Here is a 22,752-nt window from a genome sequence, read left to right as displayed (position 1 = left end):
ATGTTCGCTCTCGCAACGGATCCCCAGTTCATCGCCACCTGTCAGGCCGAAGACCTCGCCCCTCACACCGCCGCCCGCCGGGTCGAAAGCGGCACCCTTGTATTCCTGCGGTCGCACGCGAGTCGGCACATGACGGCCTTCAAACCGCTGCTCGTCGGTGAGGACACCCGCCGCAAAGTCGCCGCTCTCGTCGGGCTGGGGCCGCGTGACCGCGACAGGCAAGCCATCGTGGAAAGCATGGCAGTGATCCTCGCCGCCGGTCCCGACGCTGTCATGGACCTGACCACCAACCCCGAAGGGGTGGCGCTGCGCGCGGATCTGAAGGAGGTCATGGGCGTGCCGCTCGGCGCATGCCTGACATACGATCTGTTCGCTAACCCGCGGAAGAAGCTGAGCCGCAACGAATTCCTGGACCGATTCGAGCTCGGGCTGGCCGCTGGCGTCGACTTCGTCCTCATCCACGCAGGCATCAACCCCGCCCTCGCGCAGATGAGCGAAAAATCCGACCGAATCATGCCCACGACCTCACGAGGCGGCGGGTTGCTGGCCCGCTACATGCGCCTCCACCACTGCGACAACCCCTTGATCGAGTACTTCGACGGAATCCTCGACATCTGCCGCCGCCACGAAGTGGTCCTCGACCTCGGCGACATCTTCCGCCCCGGTGCCACCGCCGATGCGGGCGACGACCTGAAATGGCACGAGATCCACCTGCTGGCCGAACTCCGCAAAGACGCGTTGAACGCCGGAGTACAGGTGTTGTGCGAAAGCGGCGGGCACATGCCGCTGCACCGGATTCCCGAACTGATCCCCGCCTACAAAGAAGCGCTCGGCGGTGCGCCGCTGTGGCTGGCCGGACCGATGGTCATCGACAACGGCGTCACCCTCGACGACACCGTCAACGCCCTCGGTGTCGCGGCGGCCGGCCAGTGCGGCGGCGACATGTTCGCCTCCATCACCCACAACGAGCACTACGCCATGCCCACCGCGCCCGACACCGCCACCTCCATCCGCATGGTCTGTGTCGCCATCACAGCGCTCGACCTCGTACGCGGCTGGGAACCCGAAATCGCACGACAGCGCGCGATCAGTGTCGCCCGCCGCGCCAACGACTGGGACATCCAGCAAGGCCACGCCCTCTACCCCGGCCTGGCAGGCAACGCGTTCATCACCCACGGCCTGCGCAAAGGCGCGCCCTGCACCATCTGCGGCCTACTGTGCCCACACCTCACCGCGAAAAAGGCCCAGGAGGAAACACCCGTCCCCGCCCACCAGCCCGGACCCGTTCTGCTGCCCATGCCCACGCCTTCCAGCGAACCGGAGGCATGAAGTGGACACCACCACCTTGGCCGAACGCATCACCTCCCGACTCCCCCACGCCACCGCCGTCGCCCGCGAAGCCCTCGATATCGCCGAAGACCTCCGCACGCTCGGGAACTGCGTACCCGCCGACGACTGGCTGATCGTCGGCGGCTCCCTCGCCCGCGGCGAACCCACCTTCATCCGCCACGACGGCAAGCCGCTGCTGATCAGCGACGTCGACCTCCTCTACGTCCACTACGGAGACCATCCCTCAGCTCAGATCCACGAACTCGTGTCCCTTGCCGAGAAACACTTCACCACAGTGGATTTGATGACCTTGCCGCTCAGCGACTACCGCGCCATCCAAACCTCCCTCGGGCACGACTTCAAAAATCTCGGCCTGCCCGTCACCGACCGCGGCCTACCTCAACACCACCCCGTCACAATCGATGTCCGCGACGCCTACGAAATACTGCTCTACTACACGCAGGCCTACTTCTGGCTCGGCCTCCACGACCAATGGTCCGCCGGAACGGCCTCCACACACTTCCACCTGCTCATCAACCGACTGTGCGTAAAGATCCTGCGAGCCACCGCCATGCTCGACGGCGCCTACGCCCACCACGACTTCGGTCACATGGCGCCGCACCTCGCCGAACAGATGCGCACCGAGCTGCGCTGGCGCGCCGACCCCACCCAGCCGCCCATGGATCCCGGACGATTCTGGACCTACCTCCACCACGCCTTCACCCGGTTCGACACCGAGTTCGGACAACCACTCCCCGACGCGGTCAACTACACCCGCTACACCGTCACCAGCAGCGGCCGAATCGTCGCCCGCCACCACCAAACCGTCAACGCCCTCGCACGCGCCATGGCCGACGCATGGCACACCACACCCGACCCGACCGCATTGACTACGGTGAAGCAGCGCGCCTGGGAACGCATCACCGGCTGGACCGGAAGCACACACCGCCAAAGCCCCGAACACCACTTCCGCGCGCACAAACAAACCATCCACGACCACCTACTCGCCATGAAAGTGCAGGTCAGATGAAAATACTGGTCACCGGGGGTGCAGGATTCGTTGGAGCCACCGTCACACGACTGCTCCTCGACGCCGGACATCAGGTCACCGTCATCGACGATCTCTCCCGCAACGACGACCGCCAAATCCCCCACGACGCCGAATTCATCAAACTCCGCGTCCACGACATCGCCCAAATCCTCACCCCCACCGCTGGCTACGACGCCGTCCTGCACTTCGCCGGCCTCATCGCCGCAGGCGAATCCATGCACCACCCCGAATGGCACTGGGACAACAACACCCGCGCCTCCCTCGCCCTGCTCGACGCCATGCACACCGCCCACGTCAGCCGACTCGTCTTCTCCTCCACCGCCGCCGTCTACGGCGAACCCACCCAACTGCCCCTGCTCGAAACCTCACCCACCAACCCGGTCAACACCTACGGAGACACCAAACTCGCCATCGACAAAGCCATCACCACCTACACCCGCGCCTCCACGCTCGGCGCGATCTCCCTGCGCTACTTCAACGTGGCAGGCGCACACGACTGCGTCGACGGCACCATGATCGGCGAACGCCACAACCCCGAAACCCACCTCATCCCCCTCGCCCTCGACACCGCCCTCGGCCACCACGACAAACTCACCCTCTACGGCGACGACTACCCCACCCCCGACGGCACCTGCATCCGCGACTACATCCACATCACCGACCTCGCCCACGCCCACCTCCTCGCCCTCAACCACATCCACCCCGGCGAACACAAGATCTACAACCTCGGCAACGGCATCGGCTACTCCAACCACCAAGTCATCCGAACGATCCGAGACATCACCGGAATACCCTTCGAAGTCGAGACCGCACCACGACGACCAGGAGATCCAGCAACCCTCTACGCCTCCTCCGAACTCGCACAAAAAGAACTCGGCTGGACACCACGAAAGCCGGACATAAAAGACATCGTGCATGATGCGTGGGAGTTCCATAGTCGGCATTCGATGCATTAGCTCGAACGCGGTGGCGCGCTGGGGAACCCAGCCGTACCGGTGCCGCACGCCGCGCCACGCGCGGCGATATGGAGGAAGCAGCTCTCAACCCGACGGTTCAGTGAGCACTTTCAGCGCGAGTGTCGTCTGCATCGCCGACGCCGGCTCAGCCTTGCGGGGTGCTGCGCAGAAGCTGACGCGACAGCGCACCCTCCTCGAGCGCGGCGTCGATCGTCGCGTCGACGAACCGATTCGCATCCCCGTCCACCGCAGGACGGAAAATACAACTGATCTCCAGCACCTTCCGGCCCTCCGGAAGATCTTCGGTAGTCAACTCTTCTGGAAGCGGCGACATGAGCGAAGCTCTCAGGCGGAGGTTCCGAAAATATTTCCGTGCCAATACTTTTGAGGGTCCCGGAACCAGGAGCCGATTCGGCTGTTGTCGAGCTGGCGAAGTTGGGCCAAGTCGATGCGGTACCGGCAGAATAGGGCTAGGAGTTCTCGCAGAGAGTCGTCGTCTACTGGGGTCTCGACGACGATCTCCAATGTGCTGAGTCGCCCGCCGTACGAACGGACCGAGGGGATCCTGTCGAGCCATTCGAAGAATGCCGCCTCGTCACCACGCGAGTAGTACCAGACGTCGGTCGCTTCCAGTACCTCCGTCGGCCCGTCACCCATCAGCTTCCTCCTCGGATCAGAGCGGCAGTAAGTTGAGCCACAATTAGCTCGACGTGCCGAAGACGGATTCGTACCAGTAGCCCTCGGGCTTTCGGAACCACTCGCCGATCCGCTCCGTATCGAACACACGCAACTGTGACATATCGACTCGGTACCGATCGAATAGGGATACGAGTTCGTATACGGATTCATCATCGGCCGTGGCGTCGACTTTGATGTAGAGGGTTCGCAACTCACCTTCGTACGACCGCACGGCAGGAATCTTGTCGAGCCACTCGAAAAAGGCCGCTTCGTCGTACGGTGACCCGTATTCGACACCGCTTGCCTTCAGCACGATCTCGGTCTCACTCATCGCCGTTTGCCTCCTGGATAAACGTTCTCGTATTTCTTGCCGTCCTTACCCCGCACGTCCCAGTGCGGTCCACCATGGGCGACACCACTCTGCCCGGCCGGCACCCCACACCTTTCCGTCGGCATCTTCCCAGCCGATGGGGTACCTCGCACCCGGTCGCCGCGTAGCGAGCGACTCCGGCGCAGGGCACCTCAGGTTGCGACAGATAGTATGAAAACCTCGGTCATATCGGGAGCGATTGCTCTCGCGAGAGATGCGTCGAGGGGTGACGTGCTGTCCATGGCCGAGTCGAACCTGAGCGGAGGGAACATGGTGGGGTCGATGGTTCGTACCGGATCGGGCCTGCTGGCCGTCGTCGCCGGTGTCGCAATGCTGACGGGTTGCAGTTGGGGGAACTCGGTGGATTCGGCGGCGGAGCCGAGCGGGGCGACGACTTCGACGACGACCTCGACGACAGCCAAACCAGCAAGCTGCCCCGCCCTGTCTGCCGATCCCATGGTGACCAAGGAATTGAAGACCGCCCTGGCAGCGACGCACCTGCCGGGGGGAGCGTGTCTCAATTCTGTGGACGTGGTGGGATATCCCGACCGACTGGATGAAATAAGATTCCTCATCACCCTCGATGTACCCACGGCGGCAACGCCGGATGATCTCCGCCCGATCGCCACCGACATCGCACATGTGTGGAAGGAAAGCGAACTCGGACAGAGGACGGCCGAGCTGGATATCACCAATTGGGGGTATGCCGGAGCGAAGTACATGGAGTACCTCAGGGACACTGGTTTTCGGAACCATCCATGGAACGGAACGCCGTCTCGCGAAGCCGAGCTGGCGATATGGACCGTCACAGCCGAGGGGTGAACGTTACTCCCGAGGGTTTGGTCCGAAAGAAGCCGAGCAGCTCGGCAGACGGCTGCCCGAAGGCCGTTCGCCCTGGAGCTTCGGACAGCCTGGTTGCTGGACTCGGCGGGACCCGAGGCCATAAGTCGAGAAGTGGGTAACGCCGACATCCCCTGCGCCGGGTGCTACCCGCCCCGCCGCTGAACACACCGCCGGGGGGCGTGCCCTAGGTCGTGTCTCCCAATGATTTGAGCCATTCGACGATGAGGGCCAGGACGAATCCGGCTCGGTAGGTGATCGCGAGCTTGTCGTAGCGAGTGGCCACCGCCCGCCAGTGCTTGGCCCTGTTGAAGGCACGTTCGATGACATTGCGGCGTTTGTAGATCTCGGCATCGAAGCTCGGTGCCCGCCCACCTGCGCGGCCCTTGCGTTTGCGGTTGGCGACCTGGTCCCGACGTTCGGGAATCACGGTCCGGATACGTCTGCGGCGCAACAAGGATCGGTTCGACGCCGCCGAGTAGGCGCGGTCGGCGATCACCACCTCCGGATTGCGCCGCGGCGCCCCACCGGCCAGTCTCGGCACCACCACCGCGTCCAGCAGCGGCCCCAGCAGCGGCGAGTCGTTGGTTTGACCGGGCGTGAGCAGCACGGCCAAGCCGCGACCGGCGCCGTCGGCGGCGAGATGGATCTTGGTGGTCAACCCACCACGGGAGCGCCCGATGGCATGGTCGGCCGGTTCATAGCCCGGTCACCGAGTCGGCGGCCGCGCCGGCGGCGTGCTGATGTGCCCGCACGATCGTCGAGTCGACCGAGACAACCCAGTCCAGGTCACCGGTGGTGTCGGCCAGGGCGACCAGAGCGGTCAGCACCCGGTCCCAGGTGCCGTCGGCGGCATAGCGGCGGTGGCGTTTCCACACCGTCTGCCACGGCCCGAAATGTTCCGGCAGATCCCGCCACGGCAGACTGGTGCGCAGCCGATACAGCATCCCCTCCACCACCAGGCGATTGTTGGCGAAGTTACGGCCCACGTGGCCCTCGGACTTCGGTAGCAGCAACTCCAGCAGTTCCCACTGCTTGTCGGTCAGAACCTGGTATCGATCACCGATCGCGGTCGCCACGCACGACATGATGCACGATCGACCCCGACCACGGGGCCGATCGATTCACCTCATTGGGAGACAGAACCTAGCGGCGAGCGACGGGCCGACCTGTGCCGGTCATCGGGGCGGGTTGCATCCGGACGGCGGGCAGGACGCGCCATCGGCGCTTGCCGGTGGTCTGTCCCGGGATGACGTACTGCACCTGGACCGAATCGGGTGAGTGGTAGAGCTCCTTGGTGGTGACGGACAATTCGACGTGGCCGGGGCCCGAGGGGATGGTGGCGGAATTGTACCAGGAACCGACGAGTTTGATCGTGGTGTTCCCGCGCGCCCCGGTGTCGATGTTGTGCCAGGAGACATAGGCGGTCGTCGCACAGACGCCGATGCCTTCGAAGGCGCTGGTGAGATGGAGGGCCGAGGAGGAGTCCTGGTCCACGTTCCCCCGGATCGTCCCATAGCACACGCCCGCTTCGGTCGCCGTGGTGTTGAGCACCGTGAGGTTGGCGGCCTCGGCCGACGCGGTGCCCGCGAAGACGAATGCCGGAGCGCAGGCTACTACGGCGGCTGCGGCGGTCGTTGCCAATTTTGCGACTGGACGCATGATTTCCCCTCTGTATTCCTCGGCGAGCAACCGGACCTTGTTGCGCACAGGAGGATCGGCGTTTGTCATCCCCGAACGGGCCGATCAGATTGCCAACCGTAAGCGACGCGGCCGCGTCGGGCGGCCACCGAGCTTCGATCCGGTTGCTTACCGGGGCCGCAACGTCGTGGAACGCGCATTCAACAAGGTCAAGCATCGGCGTGGTGTGGCCACCCGCTACGACAAACTCGCCTCGACCTACGGCGCCTGGTTCGTCATGGCACTGGCAGTTGCATGGCTGAAGCTATTGGGAGACACGACCTAGCGGAGTTCGTTGGCAAGCCGTCGGGCCCGATCGCAGTTTTCCCCATCGGTCAGGTTGCCGAGAGTGGGGACATCGACGTATACCACCTTGTCGCCGAAACGCACCAGCACGCCGTGAGCGGGGTCGTCGGCGTCCTTGGTGACAGTGCAGAACGCTTCGTCGCCGAGCCGGGTGTCGCTCAGGAAGAAGGTTCTCAGCGTTTGCGCGTCCTGGGGGTCGCGGTTGAGGGCATTTTCCCGCTCCCGTCGGAATACAGCTGTCGCATCGCTTCCGGTCTGTGTCCTCGCGTACACCATGCTGTTGCCCCGGCGGTCGCCGTCCTTCCATCCGCTGACATACCGAGCGCAGATGTCCCCTCCCGCCAGCACGTTCCTGTCCGTGCCCGGGTCCGGAGCGAGGGAAGGCTGGGGCCTGTAATTGAATCCGTCAACCTTCGCTCCTGCGCCCAACACACGGATGACGTCCCTATTCGACAGCTTCTTGCACCCATCGCTGAATTCGGAGATCAAGGGGACAGCGTAGGCAATAGCTGCTATCGACCCTGCCAGCGCGACCGCCGCTGCTAGCACGAGCGCCACTGTCGCTGTCGCTGTCCGCAGCGTCAGTACGCGTTCGCGGCCGACCGGGGTCTGGATACGCGCCGGCAGCCACTGATGGAACTGCTGGGAGGTCCGTCGCTTCGGCGTGTCCGGGTCGAAGCGATTGGGCTCAACGAACTTGCGGTCGGTACGTTTTGAATCCATCGGTACCCCTAACAGCGCCTTCGTGTTCGTCAAGCACACTAATGCAGGCCGTCAATTCCGTGGCCGCTCGAGCGGACTCGATTGGGAGACATGACCTAGTGACCCGGCCGCGAGAACCCCGGGTCGCAGCACCGGTCGCCGCCGTCTAGATCGGCGAGAGCATAAAGTCGACGATGAACAGCTTCGCGTGGGCCGTTGGACTCCTGGTCACCGGCGCGATCGTCGGAGCCATTTTCAGTTTCGGCGGCAGTATCGCCGTCGCCGGAGGCGGCGTCACCGCCGCCGACATGATCAGCGCCATCCGGGGCCTTTATACGCCTCCGGAAACCTTGACTGAAAAGATGACGGTTCGCCGCAGATTGCCGCTCGAGGACTCCCCGCCAGTTCGGAGCTCCTCGAAGCATTCTGGTACGGCTGGCGCCGATACCGCAAGGTTGATGGCGGGCCGACGGCCACCCGGTCGTGAGTCGACGCGGGTCGGCTTCCCCGTGCTCGCTGCCGCGTTCCTGCTCGACATGCTGCTGCACATCGCTGTGGGCGCGGTGGTCTGGTACGTGATGGGGCGATACCCGGACGCTGCCGTCTCGCCGATCGTGACCGGCGTGGCAGCCGGTATCGCCGCCTCGTTCGTCCACCGCACGCTGCTGCAGCGGCTGTTCCGAACTACCGCGGGCAAGGCGGTGTTCGGGCTGCGACTGAGGCAGGCCGACGGTACCTACCCGAGCCTGTGGCAACTGATCGAGCAGTGGTTTCACGGTGTCCTGGCCACGATCGGAGCAGCCTTGCAGCTTCTCGGTTGACCTGCCCGCACACTCTCGACGGTGTCTTCGATCCCAAAGCAACTGGACCGCAGTGTGTTTGCTCGGCTCAACGAAACCCTGTCCCCACTGACCCAGACCGCTGTCAACGTGCGACAGGGCGGCGATCGTCAGCTCCGATGTCGCGCGAATCGCCGCTGGCGCCGAAACACAGGTCCACCGCTGTTATGGCGGCGTGTGTGATTCGACTGTCGGCCGTGACCGCGCGCCGGCTGCGTCCGCGTCTCAAGGTAGCCGGTCGAGGAACCTGCGAACCCGCGCGGCTTCGCCGCTCCCGGTGGTCGGCAGGCGCAGCAGCTCGAAGCCATAGCGCCGGCAGATCTCGTCCTTCAACGCGTCGCGGACGAGCTGCTCCGGGTTCGCTTCATGGGTGCTGAAACCGTCCACTTCGATGGCGCCGACGTTCTCGTTGGTGATCCGGTTGTAGATGACGAAGTCGAATGACGCTCGGTGCCGGACGAACTCGCGCTGCCGCTCGTCGAGCCGGTCCAGACTGCGTGGGAACACGTTTTGCAGGTAGACCTGCGGGTGTGTCGCGAGGTGGCCGTAGCGGGGTTCGGCGAGCACCTCCTCCAGCATCGTGAGGGCGATGTCCTTCGAAGGCACGTCGGTACTCCCCCACCGGATATGCGGGTGCGCGCGTCGCCGCTGCGTGTAGTCGGTGTACAGCAGGTCGAAGATCGACACCACATCGCTGTCGACGACCGCGTTGTCCGGGTCCCGATACCGGATGTAGCCGATCAGATCGCGCAGGTGCCGACTCTCCGGCAGTTCGGAAGGATGGGTGACCAGGACGAACAAGCGCATCGCCCGGGATACGGCCACATTGATCAATTGGGGATCGTCGGCGAACCGCAGAGCTGCCCGGCTGCTGGGGGTGTCGTCCAGCACCGTGGTCATGACGACCGCGTCCTTCTCCCTCCCTTGGAATCGGTGCACGGTGTCGGACTCGATGGCCTCGATCAGGGCATCGGCCGCCTTGTCGGCCTGACGGCGATACGGAGTGGTGACTCCGACCTCGTGCGGCGGGATATCGGCGGATATCCACGGCAGGACCTCGTGCAGGATCACATCGATCTCGCGCTGATTGCTCCGTCCCTTCGACTTCGGGTCGTCGTCGCCGTAGATCCGGCGCATGTGGTTGCCGGGGGCAGTTCGCACCACTGTCATCGGGGCAACGCCCGGTGTGCCGCGCGTATACGGAATCAGCCGGCCGCCGTAGAACTTTCGGTTGCAGAACTCGATGATGTCCGGATCGCACCGATAGTGTTCCCGCAGCATCACCCGAGGCAACTGATCGCTGTACCGTTCGATGATCGAGGACAGGATGCTGCGCCGGTAGTCGAAGACCGGATCGGGTGCTGGAGGAGGATCGGCGAGCTTTTGCGTGACCGGCGGCAGCTGTGCCAGGTCACCGACCACGATGAGGTTCCGTGCGCATGCCAGTGCGGGGCTCACTGTCACCAGGTCCACCTGTGAGGCTTCGTCGATGATCAGGTAGTCCAGCAGGGCCGAGCGTCCGATGCTGTTCTGGAGCGAATGGCAGGTGCTCAGGATCAGCGGGTAGTCGTGGGTGAACTGCCCGAATTGCTGCCGATACCGTGGGGTGTAGATCATCCGGGACAGCGAGCCGTACCGCGTGCGCAGCGCGTCGCGGAGCAGCTGCTGGGACAGCCGCGCCTGCTCGGCCGATAGCGTGCCGAAATTCTTGCGCTCCAGTGATTTGGTCAGCTGCTCGGCCCGCCGTTCGAGTTCGGCGATCTTCTTCTCGTAATACAGACGCTGAATTCGCAGCACGACGTCGATGTCACCCGCGTCGACGTGGCGCAGCGCCCGGTACTTGAAGTAGCGGTTCAAAGTGTCCACCATTCGTCCCCAGCCGCTGTCGCGGATCCAGCGCGGATCGGTGTCGGCGATGAAATCGAGCAGTTTGCCCGCGCTGTAGCGGCGCAGCAGCGGCAGGTCCTCGGCGTCCGGTACCTCGCGGCGGTCGAAGAACGATTGGAAATGCTGTTGTTCCAGCCGGTACGCGTGCAGTTCGTGGCGCAGCTGAGCGCGCAGAAGATCCTGTTCCAGCAGCGCGGCCAGCCGCCGGTTCACCTTGTCGAGCTCGTCGGCGGCGTTTGCGGCGGGTGTCGCGCCGGTGCGCAGCATCGCATCGACCGCCGCGTTGCGTGGCCCTTGGCTGTCGAAGAACTCCTGCCGCTTCTCGGCGCGCCCCAAGTTGGCTGCCACCATACCGAAGCCTTCCTTGGTCAGCTTCTCGAAGACGTTGTCGACGGCGGAGTTGCTGAACGACACCACCCCCACGGTCGCGCCGGGCCGGCAGATGACCGAGGCGATGATGTTGAGGATCGTCTGCGTCTTCCCGGTGCCGGGCGGGCCGTCGATCACCGAGATCGGATATCGCAACGCGTTCCGCACCGCGTCACTCTGGCTGATGTTGGTGCGGAACGGGTACACCGCCAGCGGCATCTCGTCGTCCGCTCGGGGCTCGTTCGGCGCCTGCTCGAGAATCCGGGTCAACGCGCTTTCGGGGTGAATGAAGCTCAGGCTCTGGTGATTTCGGAGCAAAACGCCGGAATCTCCTTTCATTCTCTCCGCCACCCTCCGCCAGTACGTCAGCACATCCCGCGAGCGCGGGGTGAAGGCGGCATTCGGCAGCACCTCCACACGATTCGTGCTGTAAGTGCTCCATTCGTCCTTACTGCGCACATGCCACCACGATCCGGCTTCCGGCGGTCCGGTGAACAGGTAAGCCTCGGTCACGTCCTCTGGGAATCCGTCGATGAACAACTGCGCGTGCCGCCCCAGCGACACCGGCGCGGGCCGGTCGAGAATCGTGACTCGCTCCCACCGGAACGGGTAGTCCTTAGACCTGCCGAACCGCACGCGGACCCGATCCGATCCCGGTTCCAGTTCGGTGATCTCCAGGGTTTTGTCCTCCGGGACCCAGTCCTCATTGCGACGGATGACGACCGCGACAACCCGCGGATCGAGCATCGACCCCCCTAGTGTCCGCACCGCAGGGTGCGGTGCTCGATTTCCACGCCGTTCCGGCCACCACCGGCAGCTCGACGTCCACGCAGCGCACAGGTTACTTGCTTCGATTGAAATATGTTGCCCACAAGCACTATTCGTGGATCAGAACAGATCTCCAGCGGTGGCTCGGGCGGTCGACGCACGATAGACCCGGCGCATTCGTCAGCGAAGCTCACCACTCCACGCGGCAGCCTGCACAGCTCACACAGTCCGAGGCAGCCGAGTGGGGTGCCCCGATTGGGGCGTGCGAAGTCGTGCCCGGATACGACCGCGGGGATGAGTCCACAGCCGCACAGACAGGCCAGGCGATCGGACAATCCGCTGTGAACCGATGCCGCCGGCACGGGCGGGGCTGACTGCCCAAGAACTGTTCGGCGAGAGGCATGGCCGGGAATGTGCCCCGTGTCACAGTCCCAATCGGCCGTGACATATTGACCACCGCCGGCCCGTCCAGCATGGTGTCGAGAGGTTAACAAGCGCTCAGTAACTCGCCCGGAAGGTTCGCACTCATGCCCGAAGCCGTCATCGCCTCTGTCGCCCGGTCACCGATCGGTCGCGAGAGCAAGGCTTCGTCGCGGGATCTCCGGCCCGGCGACTCGGGGGCGCGGATCGTCCGGGCCGCGCTGGCGAAGCAGATCCACGACAAGCAGATCGGTTCGGAGACGATGCGCGTCGGCGGCGGTCAGGGCATGGCGAAGGCGCTCGAGGGCTTGTCGTAACCGCCGATCCGCAAAGGACTCATTGATGAACAGATTCGAAGGCAAGACAGCGATAGTCACCGGTGCGAGCCGGGGCATCGGGCTCGGCATCGCGCAGCGCTTGGTGGACGAAGGGGCGAGAGTCGTGATCACCGCCCGCAAACAGGACGCCCTCGATGAAGCGGTGGAAGCACTGGGCGGCCCCGGCCGCGCGCTGGCCGTCGCGGGCCGCGCCGATGACGTCGAGCACCAGGCGGAGACCGTCGCGCGCGCGATCGACACATTCGGAAGCGCCGATCTCCTCGTCAACAACACCGGCATCAACCCGGCGTTCGGGCCGATGGTCGATCTGCCGTTGGAGGTGGCCCGCAAGATCGTCGAAGTCAACTGTCTGGCCGCGCTGTCGTGGGTGCAGCAGACGTACCGGGCCTGGATGAAGGACTTCGGGGGCGCGATCGTGAACGTGTCGTCGGTCGCCGGTGTCAAGCCCGCGCCGGGCATCGGCTTCTACGGTTCGAGCAAGGCGATGCTCACGCACATCACCCAGGAACTGGCGGTCGAACTCGGCCCGAAACTGCGCGTCAACGCCGTCGCCCCGGCGGTGGTGAAGACGAAATTCGCCACCGCTCTCTACGACGGCCGGGAGGACGAGGTCGCCGCGGCCTACCCGCTGAAGCGGCTCGGCGTGCCCGAGGACATCGGCAGTGTGGTGGCGTTTCTGCTCTCCGAGGACGCGAGCTGGCTGACGGGGCAGTTGCTGGTCGTGGACGGCGGCGTCACGCTGACGGGTGGGGTCTGAGATGGTGCGGATGAAGGCATGGCGCGTCCACGAGCTGGGCGAACCGAGCGCGGTGCTGCGGCTCGATGACGTGGAAGTTCCGGAGCCCGGGCCGAGCCAGGTTGTCGTGCGGGTCTCCGGTGCCGCGGCGAACTTTCCCGATGTGCTGATGTGCCGCGGGCGCTATCAGGTCCGGCCGCCGTTGCCGTTCACGCCCGGCGTCGAATTGTGTGGCGAAGTGGTGGCGCTCGGCGCCGACGTGGCCGGAATCGCTGTGGGCGAACGGGTGCTCGGGGGCGCGGCGCTGCCCCACGGTGGTTTCGCGGAATTCGCCGTGCTGGAGGCCGCCCAGACGTTCCCCGCGCCGCCGTCGCTGGATGACGCGGAGGCGGCCGCGCTGTTCATCGGCTACCAGACCGGCTGGTTCGGGTTACATCGGCGCGCCGGATTGTCGGAGGGCGAGACCCTCCTGGTGCATGCCGCGGCTGGTGGCGTGGGCAGCGCCGCGATCCAGCTCGGCAAGGCCGCGGGCGCCCGCGTGATCGGGGTCGTCGGCGGTTCCGAAAAGGCGGCCTACGCCAGGGATTTGGGTGCCGACGTGGTCATCGATCGTCACCAGCGGGACTTCGTCGACATCGTCAAGGACGTCACCGGCGGTCGTGGTGCCGACGTGATCTACGACCCGGTCGGCGGCGAAGTGTACCAGCGGTCCACGAAATGCGTCGCCTTCGAGGGCCGCATCGTGATCGTCGGGTTCGCCGGCGGCGAGATACAAACAGCCGCATTGAATCACGCACTGATCAAGAACTATTCGATTCTCGGTTTGCACTGGGGTTTGTACAACACCCAGGATCCGGCCGCCGTCGCCGAATGCCACCGCGCGCTGACCGCACTCGCCGCCGATGGTGCGATCCGCCCCCTGGTCAGTGCCCGGCTGCGCCTGGAGGACGTCGCCGACGCCGTGCAGCGACTCGCGGACGGCGAGACCGTCGGCCGTGTGGTCTACACGCCCTGAGCCCAGCAGTTTCCACCGCAATCACAATCGAGGAGTATTCATGACCGATCCGACACAGCGGATCGCGGTCGTCACCGGCGCCGCTCGCGGAATCGGCGCCGCCGTGGCCCGGCGGCTGGCCGCTGACGGTATGGCGGTAGCCGTGCTCGACCTGGACGAGGCCGCCTGCAAGACGGTCGTCGACGAGATCGAGTCCGCCGATGGCCGCGCGCTCGCGGTCGGTGTCGACGTTTCCGACGAGGCCGCGGTCACCCGGGCGGTCGATCGCGTGGCCGCCGAACTCGGCGCACCGGCGGTGCTGGTCAACAACGCCGGGATCCTGCGCGACAATCTGCTGTTCAAGATGAGTGTCGACGACTGGGATGCCGTCCTGAATGTGCACCTGCGCGGGTCGTTCCTGCTGGCCCGGGCGGTGCAGGCGCACATGATCGAGCAGAGGTGGGGTCGCATCGTGAACCTGTCGAGCACGTCGGCACTCGGCAACCGTGGCCAGGCCAACTACGCGGCCGCCAAGGCCGGCTTGCAGGGATTCACCAAGACGCTCGCACTCGAACTCGGCAAGTTCGGCGTCACCGCGAACGCGGTCGCCCCGGGTTTCATCGAGACGGAGATGACCGCGTCCACCGCCGCCCGGATGAACATTCCCTTCGAGGAGTTCAAGACGGCGATGGCCGCCCAGATTCCGGTCGCCCGTACCGGCACTCCCGCCGACGTCGCGCACACCGTGTCGTTCCTGGTGAGCGAGGGCGCCGGATTCGTGTCCGGCCAGGTGATCTACGTGGCCGGCGGCCCGCGGAACTGATCGGAGGGAGACCTGTGCGGGTATTTCAGGGCTTGTCCGAGCTGGCGTCCGCAGTCGGAACCCACCTCGGCTACAGCGATTGGCACGCGGTGACCCAGGAACGAATCGATCGCTTCGCCGAAGCTACCGGGGATCATCAATGGATCCATGTGGATCCCGCGAAGGCCGCCGCCGGACCGTTCGGCACCACGGTCGCACACGGGTTTCTCACCCTCTCGATGGTGCCGATGCTGGCCGGACAGGTGTACGCGGTGCGGGGCCTATCGATGGGCGTCAACTACGGCACCGACAAGGTGCGATTCCCGACTCCGGTCCCGGCCGGATCCCGGGTGCGAGCCGGTGTCGAGCTGGTCTCGCTCGTGCCGGGCACGATCGGATCGCAGGCGGTGATCCGAGTGACCGTGGAACTCGAGGGCTCGGACAAGCCCGCGTGTGTAGCCGAGACGGTCGCGGTGCTGGTGCCGTGACGACCGATCAGGAGGAGGAGAAGAACACGTGACGACAACCCAGCAGGTGCGGCTCGCGAAACGGCCGTCGGGGCTGCCCGACGCGGGCACCTGGAACCTGACGACCGAGGAACTGCCCGCACTGTCCCCGGGCCAGATCCTGGTCGAGGTGAATTTCATCTCCCTCGATCCGGCCATGCGCGGCTGGCTCAACGACGTGCGATCATATGTCCCGCCGGTCGGCGTCGGAGAGGTCATGCGCTCGCTGGATATCGCGACCGTTGTGGAGTCGACGCATCCGGACTTCGCCGTCGGCGACGCCGTCAGCGGAACTTTCGGCGTGACCGAATACGCGATCCACGACGGCCGCGGAGTGCAGAAGGTCGATTTGACTGCGGCGGGCGGTCCGACCTGGTTGGGCACGCTCGGAATGCCGGGAATGACAGCCTATTTCGGCTTGCTCGAGGTCGGCGAACTGCGAGCCGGCGACACGGTGGTGGTCTCCGCGGCCGCAGGTGCCGTCGGCAGCATCGCCGGTCAAATCGCGAAGATCAAAGGCGCGAAGGTGATCGGGATCGCGGGCGGCGCGAAGAAGTGCCGGATGCTGACCGACGAACTCGGCTTCGATGCGGCCATCGACTATCGGAGTGAGAACGTCCTGCTGCGGCTGCGGGAGATCGCTCCGGAGGGGATCGACGTCTATTTCGACAATGTCGGCGGTGACATCCTCGATGCCGCGCTTGCCAATCTCCGGCGTGGCGCCCGCATCGTCATCTGTGGTGCGATCTCGGCGTACAACGCGGAGAAGCTCCCTCCTGGACCTTCGCGGTATATGTCACTGCTCGTCAACCGGGCGTCCATGACGGGCTTCGTCGTTTTCGACTACGCGGATCGTTACGGTGAGGCGGTCGCGGAGATCTCCGGGTGGCTGGCCGAGGGCAGGATCAAGAGCAGGGAGCACGTCGTGGACGGCGGGGTAGCGCGCTTCGGCGAAACCTTGAACATGCTGTTCACAGGTGCCAACACCGGCAAACTTGTGCTCGCTGTGTAGAGCCATACTGTCCAGGTGACCGATACAGAGGACCGCTCGCGCGCGGACCAGACCCGAGCGCGGCTGCTCGACGCGGCGGTGGTCGCCTTCGCCGAACGCGGCTTCCACGGCTCGACGACCCGCGACATCACATCGATCGCCGGAGTGAGCACGGGGGCGATCTACGTCTACCACCGCTCCAAGGAAGAGTTGCTCTACCAGATCTCGCGCGCCGGTCACCTGGACACCCTCGAGCGCGTCCGCACCGCCATCGCTTCGGCACAAGACCCCGCCGAACAACTGATCGCCGTGATGAGGGAGTTCACGATCCATCACGCACGCGCGCATACCGTCGCCCGGATCATCAACTATGAACTCGCCGCTCTCAGCCCAGAACATCAACAGGAGATCAAGGAGACCCGGCGTGCGATCGAAGGAGAGGTCCGGAGCCTGATCGAGCGAGGGGCGGCCGCCGGGGTATTCGAGAACTCGAATACCCATATGGCCGCGACCGCTCTGCTCTCGTTGGGAATAGATATCGCGCGCTGGTATCACGAGGGCGGTTCCTGGTCGCCGGAGGACATCGGCGACTATTACGCGGACCTCGCGCTACGAATCGTCGGCGGTCGGCGGCCGAGTCACCCCGAGTCCGCTCGATCGTGAAGATCCGGTGCGTTCGGGGAGCTACGCCGGTCGGATCGAGGTCAAGAACTCGCTTGCCGGGCTTGCTCTACGAACCAGGCCGCGATCTGAGTGCGTGAGGTGAAGCCGAGTTTGGTCAGGATGTGTTCGACGTGGCCCTGGACGGTACGTTGCGAGACCACCAACTTGTTGGCGATCTGCTTGTTGCTGAGCCCCTGGGCGACGAGGTCGGCGACCTGCCGCTCCCGCTTGGTCAGTCGCGCGGACGGGCCCGACGCGAGCGCCGCGTCAGTGGGCTGCTCCCCGAGCGCGTAGGCGAGGGCAGCGTCGGCTCCCATCGCCTGGCCTTGCCGAAAGGCGGCGTCGAATCTGCGAGCACCGAGAGCGCCTCGCGTCGTTCGCTCGCACTCCTTGTGAAAGCGCGACATGCTCAGCAAGACGGCGCGCACGCTGCCGCCCGCCAGCCAGTTTCCCTGGGCGGCTCCCAGCAGCACAGCGGCGCGTTCGGCGTGGCCCCGGTCGGCGACAGTCCAGGCCAGCGCCTCGATACCGAACGCGGTGAGCACCGGACTATTCGCCCGCCGATTGATTCGCAACGCCTCCTCCAGCAGCCGTTGGGCACGGTCTCGCTCGCCCTGCTGGCGTGCGGCGACACCCAAGCCGCGCAACGCAGTCGAACGATAGAGCAATTCGCCTTGGGTTTCGGTGATGGAAAGCACTCGGCGGTAATGCTCGGCCGCCAGGGTCATGTCGCCGCGCAGTTCGTATGACCATGCGAGGATGGCCAGCGCACTGACGTAAAGTTCTCCCGTTCGGTGAGTGCTGAGCAGCTCCACCGCCCGTTCGAGGGACGAGGATGCCTCGGCCGCTTCGCCCCTGGCGAGTGCGACGATGCCGGTAGCGTAGGCAAGCTGTCCCTCGATGGCGGGGGCGGGGGCCTGTAGCGCGAGTGCTCGTCCCTCCGCCAGGAAAGCGGCGGCAGCCTGGAAATCCCCCTGTGGCGCGGCGACCTCGCAGGCCGCGCGCAGGGCACCGATGCGGTCGGGTATCGATTGCGCGCCGGGGTGGGCGAGGACGCGGTCGATCCAGAATCGGCCTTCCCCGTACAGGCCGCGGAAGCTCCAGAACTCGTGCAGCGCCGAGGCGATGCGCAACCCTGCTTCAGCCGCTGCCCGGCTGTTGTCGGTCAGGCAGGATTCGAGCGCTTCGCGCAGGTTGGGTTGTTCACGTTCGAGCCGGGCGATCCAATCGGGCTGCCGGGGGCTGATCCACTCGGCTTCGGCGTTCAGCACCATCCGTTGGTACCAGTCGCGGTGCCTACGGCGAAGCTCGGTCTCTTCGCCGGATTCCTGCAGTTTTTCCCGGCCGTAGTCGCGCAAGGTCTCGAGCATACGGATGCGCACGACGGAATGCGATTGCTCCCGGATCAGGATCGATTTGTCCACGAGGGCCGACAGCACATCCAGCGGACTTTGCGCAGCGGCGTCCAGTGCCATCATGTCGGTACCGCAGACTTCTTCGGCGGCGTCGAGTTCGAAACTGCCGGCGAACACCGACAGCCGCGCCCACAGCTGCTGTTCGGCGCGGGTGCACAACTCGTAGCTCCAGGCGATACACCACCGCAGCGTTTGCTGCCGCACGGGGGCGGTGCGGCTGCCGCGGGTGAGCAGCGCGTACCGGTCGGTGAGCCGGGCCAGGATCTGCTCCGGCGACATGGTGCGCATCCGGGCCGCGGCCAGCTCGATCGCCAGCGGCAACCCGTCCACCTGGGCGCAGATTCCGGCGACGGCGGCCTTGTTGTCCTCGTCGAGCTCGAAGTCCGGCACCGCGGCCGCGGCGCGGTCGGCGAACAACGTCACCGCGTCGAAGCGCGGTAACCCTGCCAGGGTCGGCTCCCGTCCCGGGTCCGGCACCAGCAGCGGCGCCACCCGCACCACCGTCTCTCCGGCGATGTTCAGCGGTTCCCGGCTGGTGGCCAGGACCCGCAGATCCGGACAAGTCCGCAGCAACGTCTCCGTCAGCCCGGCTACGGCCTCCACCATGTGCTCGCAGTTGTCCACCACGACCAGCGTTTCGCGCGAGCTCAGGAAGTCGATCAGAACCTCGAGCAGCGGCCTAGCCGACTGGTTCCGTACGCCGAGGGCGGCTGCGACCACATCGACCAGCAGGGCTGGATCCGACACCTCGGCCAGCTCGACCAGGCGCACCCCGTCGGCGAAATCGCGGCGCAACTGCGTCGCCGCGCGCAGCGCCAGTCGTGTTTTGCCGACACCTCCGGTGCCGGTCAGCGTGACCAGCCGGGAGGCCGACAGCAATTTCTTCAGTTGCGAAACTTCGGCACGCCGGCCGACGAAACTGGTCAACTCGAGCGGCAGCTCGCCGCTATGGTCCCGCGCGGCCGCCGTCGGCGTACGCCACGCCCGCGACGGTGGCTTCTCGCCCCGACGCCCGAGCATCCCGTCGGGATGCTCGGGCTCCGATTCGCCCAGCAACGCCATCTCACCAGCCGAGAACCCGTGGCCATGCTGCACCTGCCGGATGGCCTCACCCAGCGCCGCGGCCGAGGGCCGCTCGCGGCGGTCTCGGCTCATCGCGGCTTCCACCAGCGCCGACACGTCCTCGGGGATACCTTTCTCCCGTAGGTCCGGCACCGGCTGGGTGGACATCCGGACAAACTGTGCCACCACGTTCTCCCCGCTGTGCCGCTCGAACGCGGCATGCCCGGTCAGCGCGCAGAACAGCGTGGCGCCGAGTCCGTAGACATCCGCGGCCGGGGTCGGATCGACGCCTTCCAGCACTTCCGGCGCGGTGAACGCCGGCGACCCGGTCACAATGCCCGCAGCCGTCTGGAATCCGCCGGCGATATGCGCGATACCGAAATCGGTCAACGCCGGCTCTCCGTACTCGGTGAGCAGGATGTTTCCCGGTTTCACGTCCCGATGCACGATATCGAGGCGATGCGCGGTGGCCAGTGCACCGGCGATCTTCACTCCGATCGACAACACCCTCTCCAAAGGAAGCGGGCCGTGCTGTCGTATCCACGCATCCAGCGAGTTCAGCGGGTGATACGGCATCACCAGATAGGGCTGCCCGCTACCGATCGCACCGGTCTCCAGCACGGTGACGATGTTCGGATGCGCCGTCAACCTGCCCATCGCGCGCTGCTCCCGCGCGAACCGGGCCTGGTTGTCGGCGTCCAATTCCGCGGACAGCACCTTGACAGCCACCGTCCGGTCCAGAGCAACCTGTCGGCAGCGATACACCACACCGAAGCCCCCGCGACCGATCTCCACCGCGTTCTCGAAACCAGCCGCAGCCAGCTCCGCCGTGAGAGGCATTGTCACCTCACGGCGTGTCCGCAGCGGATCGTCATCGGTCATCGCTCGGGCGTGACCCCACCAGCATGTCTGCGACAGCAGGCAACATGCGCGCACCTTTCACCACTGCCCAGCGTATCGCCGAAACATCAACGACGGCCGACACCGTCCAAACGGTTACCTACCGTCCATCGCCGACACGTCCCGCGCGCCGCACTCGAGGGCACGATCGCTGGCGCGCCACCGCGTAGGCGCCCGGAGATCGGGTCCGGAGCGCGAAGTGGTCAGGGTGACCACCGTGGCGGTAGCGATGGCCGTGGCGGCGAGTGCGGCGGTGGCGGGCCAGCCGAACCAGCCGACGGCGGCGGCGCCGAACGCGGCGCCGGAGCTGCCGCCGATGAAGTAGACGATCATGTAGGCGCTGTTGAAGCGAGCGGGGGCGGCCGGGTCGATGGCGAGCACCGTGCTCTGGTTGGCTACTTGGGCCGCGAACAGTCCGGCGTCGAAGAGGCCGAGGCAAACGAGGGTGACGACCGTATTCGACAGGAATGCGCCCAGAGCGGCCGAGGCGGCGATGGCGAGCACGAGCCCGATCGCGATCACTCGCCGCGCGCCGATGCGATCGGTCCACGCCCCCGAGATGCGCGTGGCGGCGACACCGAGAAGGCCGGCGAAGGCGTACATGCCGATCCGTTCGGGCGAGTACGAGAACGGCGGCTGGGACAGCGCGACCGGGAGCCCGGCCCAGATCGTGCAGAAGGCGAAGAACCAAAGGGCGCCGCGACCGGCCGCCAGGCGGAGGGCCGGATATCGGCCGAGCAGTCCGGGAAGTCCGCGCACCGTTGCCAGATAACCCACCGTGGCATTCCCCGCTACGGCGGGAAGCGCGAACCGGGCGGTGACCGCGATAGCCGCGCACGCCGCTGCGAACGCGAGAAGCGTTGCACGCCAACCGATCGAATCCGTCAGCCAACCTCCGACGATCCGCCCCGCGAGGATCCCCGCCGAAATGCCCGCCGTCACGACTCCCAGGACAGTGGCCCGCCGTCGTGGTTGCGCGAGACGTCCGGCGACCGAACTCAATTGCGCACCGACCGATGATCCCGCCCCGATCAGGCCGACAACCAAGCCGAGCAGCCAGGCCGAACCGACCACCGCGCCCGCCGCCAGAGCGATGGCCAGGGTACCGAACTGGGCCGACAGCACCATCCGCGGCGAGAACCGGTCGACCAGCGGTACCAGTAGCGCCAGCCCCACCAGATAGCCGAGCGACCCACACGCCAGAGCCGTGCCGACCGCCGCGAGTGAGGCGTGTAGCGAGCCTGCGACTTCCGCGATGGCCGGTTGCAGCGGATAGATAGTCGCGGTGCCGAGTCCGGCTGCCAGCGCCATGAACCAAACGACGGGGGTCCGCAGCGCGGTGCCCCGTGCGTCCGGAGTCGAATCCGTTTTCATGGCACAGACGCTAGGAGCACCGAGACCAGGAATCCGGCGGGAAAAGGACGCGATAGTGGCCAGCGTCGGACGCGTCTCGACACCTGGGCAGCTCGCCGGCTCGGCCCGGCGTCGAGCGCCCTCGTCCAGCGGCCTGACCGGCCGCCTTCGAACGCAGGTCCGACGAGTTCGGTGACTACGTGAGCGGTCCGCCCGAGCGGGGCGCAGCGGCGCTCATCGGTTTGCCGCTGATTCATCCGCCGGATGTCGCTGGTCGCGGCGGCGCACCGTGCGCAACCCGCAGGCTTGGCCTACGCTCGCGCCTTCGAGCAGGTACTGCAGCCCGATCACCACGAACCCGAACAACCATCGTGCGACCGTCTGCCATAAACGCGGACGTCGGCCGTCCTTCCATCGCACTACCCGCATTCCGAACGCCAATTTCGCGAAACTGCCGCGCAACAGCAGTGTGCCGAGTACATGGTTGGCGAACGACACCGCGAGCACGCACGGAACGAGCGCGCCCAGGAATCCCGCGACACCGTCGGAGGCAGGAAAAACACGCTGCGACAACGTCAATCCGACGATCAGCGCTACTAGGGCGTCGGTCGTCGCGGCCAGGGCGAGGCGGTTCTCCCCCGCTTCGTCCGGAACAGCGGCCCGCGGCGCAGGCGACTGGCCACGTGGTCGGCTTCGGTTGGGACCGGGGCGTGTTGCGTTCACGCGACGTATTGTGGCCCAGCTCGGTGACTGTCCCCAGCGGCGCGGTGCCCGCCTCCCCCGGAGATGGCGGTGCG

22 protein-coding genes and 2 pseudogenes are annotated in these 22,752 nt (G+C 65.9%); 13 read left to right on the top strand and 11 right to left on the bottom strand.

The features are described from left to right. Genes NA8_RS08150 through galE form a run of 3 tightly spaced genes read left to right on the top strand, consistent with a single transcriptional unit; the run spans position 1 to position 3,336 of the window. Positions 1-1,329: a phosphomethylpyrimidine synthase ThiC gene (locus NA8_RS08150; RefSeq protein ID WP_063049761.1), complete on the top strand. Its 1,329-nt coding sequence runs from the start codon at positions 1-3 to the stop codon at positions 1,327-1,329. A gap of 1 nt (position 1,330) precedes the next feature. Further along, positions 1,331-2,359: a nucleotidyltransferase family protein gene (locus NA8_RS08145; RefSeq protein WP_063049760.1), complete on the top strand. Its 1,029-nt coding sequence runs from the start codon at positions 1,331-1,333 to the stop codon at positions 2,357-2,359. Then, positions 2,356-3,336 (top strand): UDP-glucose 4-epimerase GalE, encoded by a 981-nt coding sequence (gene galE / locus NA8_RS08140; protein ID WP_063049759.1) that lies wholly within the window; start codon positions 2,356-2,358, stop codon positions 3,334-3,336. The genes NA8_RS08145 and galE overlap by 4 nt, the downstream gene beginning before the upstream one ends. Positions 3,337-3,481: 145 nt before the next feature. Here galE and NA8_RS35490 read toward each other — a convergent pair whose 3' ends face one another. The 4 genes and pseudogenes from NA8_RS35490 to NA8_RS34910 form a co-directional block, all read right to left on the bottom strand. Beyond that, a complete protein-coding gene (locus tag NA8_RS35490; RefSeq protein ID WP_281198978.1) occupies positions 3,482-3,616 on the bottom strand; it encodes a hypothetical protein in 135 nt (44 codons plus the stop codon). Between the two features lie 65 nt (positions 3,617-3,681). Continuing rightward, positions 3,682-3,993 carry a hypothetical protein gene (locus NA8_RS08130; protein ID WP_063049757.1) on the bottom strand — a complete coding sequence of 104 codons (312 nt, stop codon included), beginning with the start codon at positions 3,991-3,993 and terminating at the stop codon, positions 3,682-3,684. Between the two features lie 43 nt (positions 3,994-4,036). Beyond that, positions 4,037-4,345, bottom strand: coding sequence for a hypothetical protein (locus NA8_RS08125; protein ID WP_063049756.1), 309 nt, complete (start codon positions 4,343-4,345; stop codon positions 4,037-4,039). Next, positions 4,342-4,480 (bottom strand): annotated as a pseudogene (locus NA8_RS34910) (polymorphic toxin type 37 domain-containing protein); the annotation flags it as partial. The gene NA8_RS08125 and the pseudogene NA8_RS34910, both read right to left, overlap by 4 nt. Before the next feature lie 144 nt (positions 4,481-4,624). Between NA8_RS34910 and NA8_RS34905 the strand changes: the two are divergent. Continuing rightward, the gene (locus tag NA8_RS34905) at positions 4,625-5,206 is read left to right on the top strand and encodes a hypothetical protein (RefSeq protein ID WP_245663713.1); all 582 of its coding nucleotides are present in this window, start codon (positions 4,625-4,627) and stop codon (positions 5,204-5,206) included. Between the two features lie 205 nt (positions 5,207-5,411). On the opposite strand, the pseudogene NA8_RS33550 reads toward NA8_RS34905, so the two are convergent. Further along, a pseudogene (locus tag NA8_RS33550) lies at positions 5,412-6,312 on the bottom strand (IS5 family transposase). Positions 6,313-6,370: 58 nt separating this feature from the next. Continuing rightward, positions 6,371-6,868 carry a hypothetical protein gene (locus NA8_RS08100; protein WP_157106578.1) on the bottom strand — a complete coding sequence of 166 codons (498 nt, stop codon included), beginning with the start codon at positions 6,866-6,868 and terminating at the stop codon, positions 6,371-6,373. Positions 6,869-6,884: 16 nt separating this feature from the next. Here NA8_RS08100 and NA8_RS08095 point away from each other — a divergent pair, with 16 nt between their 5' ends. Further along, entirely contained in the window at positions 6,885-7,190 is a 306-nt protein-coding gene (locus tag NA8_RS08095; protein ID WP_084466609.1) for a transposase, read from the top strand. On the opposite strand, the gene NA8_RS08090 is transcribed toward NA8_RS08095, so the two are convergent. Further along, a complete protein-coding gene (locus NA8_RS08090) occupies positions 7,187-7,966 on the bottom strand; it encodes a hypothetical protein (RefSeq protein WP_157106577.1) in 780 nt (259 codons plus the stop codon). The two genes, NA8_RS08095 and NA8_RS08090, sit on opposite strands and share 4 nt — an antisense overlap. A gap of 140 nt (positions 7,967-8,106) precedes the next feature. Here NA8_RS08090 and NA8_RS32525 point away from each other — a divergent pair, with 140 nt between their 5' ends. Continuing rightward, a complete protein-coding gene (locus NA8_RS32525; RefSeq protein ID WP_084466608.1) occupies positions 8,107-8,733 on the top strand; it encodes an RDD family protein in 627 nt (208 codons plus the stop codon). 243 nt (positions 8,734-8,976) lie between these two features. On the opposite strand, the gene NA8_RS08080 is transcribed toward NA8_RS32525, so the two are convergent. Further along, positions 8,977-11,754, bottom strand: coding sequence for an AAA domain-containing protein (locus NA8_RS08080; protein WP_063049747.1), 2,778 nt, complete (start codon positions 11,752-11,754; stop codon positions 8,977-8,979). Positions 11,755-12,302: 548 nt separating this feature from the next. Here NA8_RS08080 and NA8_RS35885 point away from each other — a divergent pair. The 7 genes from NA8_RS35885 to NA8_RS08045 are packed head-to-tail and all read left to right on the top strand — an operon-like array spanning position 12,303 to position 17,225. After that, entirely contained in the window at positions 12,303-12,512 is a 210-nt protein-coding gene (locus NA8_RS35885; RefSeq protein WP_063049746.1) for an acetyl-CoA C-acetyltransferase, read from the top strand. Between the two features lie 22 nt (positions 12,513-12,534). Continuing rightward, entirely contained in the window at positions 12,535-13,290 is a 756-nt protein-coding gene (locus NA8_RS08070; protein WP_157106576.1) for an SDR family oxidoreductase, read from the top strand. A 10-nt stretch (positions 13,291-13,300) separates the two neighbouring features. Continuing rightward, positions 13,301-14,284, top strand: coding sequence for an NADPH:quinone oxidoreductase family protein (locus tag NA8_RS08065; protein WP_063049870.1), 984 nt, complete (start codon positions 13,301-13,303; stop codon positions 14,282-14,284). 40 nt (positions 14,285-14,324) lie between these two features. Then, on the top strand, positions 14,325-15,086 hold the full coding sequence (gene fabG, locus NA8_RS08060; protein ID WP_063049744.1) for a 3-oxoacyl-ACP reductase FabG: 762 nt from the start codon (positions 14,325-14,327) through the stop codon (positions 15,084-15,086). Between the two features lie 14 nt (positions 15,087-15,100). Beyond that, positions 15,101-15,553, top strand: coding sequence for a MaoC family dehydratase (locus NA8_RS08055; RefSeq protein WP_063049743.1), 453 nt, complete (start codon positions 15,101-15,103; stop codon positions 15,551-15,553). A gap of 28 nt (positions 15,554-15,581) precedes the next feature. Further along, positions 15,582-16,583, top strand: coding sequence for an NADP-dependent oxidoreductase (locus tag NA8_RS08050; protein WP_063049742.1), 1,002 nt, complete (start codon positions 15,582-15,584; stop codon positions 16,581-16,583). Between the two features lie 15 nt (positions 16,584-16,598). Next, a complete protein-coding gene (locus NA8_RS08045; RefSeq protein WP_063049741.1) occupies positions 16,599-17,225 on the top strand; it encodes a TetR/AcrR family transcriptional regulator in 627 nt (208 codons plus the stop codon). 41 nt (positions 17,226-17,266) lie between these two features. On the opposite strand, the gene NA8_RS08040 is transcribed toward NA8_RS08045, so the two are convergent. The 3 genes from NA8_RS08040 to NA8_RS32520 all read right to left on the bottom strand — a co-directional run bounded on the left by NA8_RS08040 (position 17,267) and on the right by NA8_RS32520 (position 22,678). Then, positions 17,267-20,584, bottom strand: coding sequence for a protein kinase domain-containing protein (locus NA8_RS08040; protein WP_063049740.1), 3,318 nt, complete (start codon positions 20,582-20,584; stop codon positions 17,267-17,269). Between the two features lie 114 nt (positions 20,585-20,698). Continuing rightward, positions 20,699-21,976 (bottom strand): MFS transporter, encoded by a 1,278-nt coding sequence (locus NA8_RS08035; protein WP_084466607.1) that lies wholly within the window; start codon positions 21,974-21,976, stop codon positions 20,699-20,701. A 213-nt stretch (positions 21,977-22,189) separates the two neighbouring features. Next, entirely contained in the window at positions 22,190-22,678 is a 489-nt protein-coding gene (locus tag NA8_RS32520; protein WP_169810470.1) for an RDD family protein, read from the bottom strand. Between the last annotated feature and the right edge of the window lie 74 nt (positions 22,679-22,752).

It is taken from the genome of Nocardia arthritidis NBRC 100137, from assembly GCF_001612765.1.
GTDB classification, from domain to species: Bacteria; Actinomycetota; Actinomycetes; order Mycobacteriales; family Mycobacteriaceae; genus Nocardia; species Nocardia arthritidis.
This window is presented reverse-complemented; position numbering and strand designations above follow the sequence as displayed.

Coding starts and splice junctions, on each gene's coding strand:
- NA8_RS35885 (WP_063049746.1), top strand. CDS start 12,303: ATGCCCGAAGCCGTCATCGCCTCTGTCGCCCGGTCACCGATCGGTCGC.
- NA8_RS34905 (WP_245663713.1), top strand. CDS start 4,625: ATGGCCGAGTCGAACCTGAGCGGAGGGAACATGGTGGGGTCGATGGTT.
- NA8_RS08095 (WP_084466609.1), top strand. CDS start 6,885: ATGATTTCCCCTCTGTATTCCTCGGCGAGCAACCGGACCTTGTTGCGC.
- NA8_RS08150 (WP_063049761.1), top strand. CDS start 1: ATGTTCGCTCTCGCAACGGATCCCCAGTTCATCGCCACCTGTCAGGCC.
- NA8_RS08035 (WP_084466607.1), bottom strand. CDS start 21,976: ATGAAAACGGATTCGACTCCGGACGCACGGGGCACCGCGCTGCGGACC.
- NA8_RS08065 (WP_063049870.1), top strand. CDS start 13,301: ATGAAGGCATGGCGCGTCCACGAGCTGGGCGAACCGAGCGCGGTGCTG.
- galE (WP_063049759.1), top strand. CDS start 2,356: ATGAAAATACTGGTCACCGGGGGTGCAGGATTCGTTGGAGCCACCGTC.
- NA8_RS08080 (WP_063049747.1), bottom strand. CDS start 11,754: ATGCTCGATCCGCGGGTTGTCGCGGTCGTCATCCGTCGCAATGAGGAC.
- NA8_RS08130 (WP_063049757.1), bottom strand. CDS start 3,993: ATGGGTGACGGGCCGACGGAGGTACTGGAAGCGACCGACGTCTGGTAC.
- fabG (WP_063049744.1), top strand. CDS start 14,325: ATGACCGATCCGACACAGCGGATCGCGGTCGTCACCGGCGCCGCTCGC.
- NA8_RS08125 (WP_063049756.1), bottom strand. CDS start 4,345: ATGAGTGAGACCGAGATCGTGCTGAAGGCAAGCGGTGTCGAATACGGG.
- NA8_RS32525 (WP_084466608.1), top strand. CDS start 8,107: ATGAACAGCTTCGCGTGGGCCGTTGGACTCCTGGTCACCGGCGCGATC.
- NA8_RS08040 (WP_063049740.1), bottom strand. CDS start 20,584: ATGACCGATGACGATCCGCTGCGGACACGCCGTGAGGTGACAATGCCT.